We start from the raw sequence: 236 nt of genomic DNA on the forward strand, positions 1-236 counted from the left end.
ACGCGTTCTTCGACCGCAGCCACGCCGAGTACCGCAACACCGTGCAGGCGCCCTGGATACTGGAAACCGACGCGGCCGGCGACTTCGTACGCGAACACTTCGCCCGCCCCGGTGCCCGGGATGCAGTGGACAAGGCCCTGCGCCTGGACAGTACGGTGATGCTGGTGGACGACCCGGTCAAGCGCGTGGACAACATGACCATGGCCTGGGGCCTGGAGGCACGCACACCGTTCCTC

1 protein-coding gene is annotated in these 236 nt (G+C 67.4%); it reads left to right on the plus strand.

All coding sequences use genetic code 11. The features are described 5' to 3' along the window. Window positions 1-236, plus strand: a 236-nt coding sequence (locus SB765_RS33675) for an asparagine synthase-related protein (protein WP_410933042.1), incomplete at both ends; no start/stop codon positions are given.

The organism is Pseudomonas sp. SIMBA_067 (assembly GCF_046534675.1).
GTDB lineage: Bacteria > Pseudomonadota > Gammaproteobacteria > Pseudomonadales > Pseudomonadaceae > Aquipseudomonas > Aquipseudomonas putida.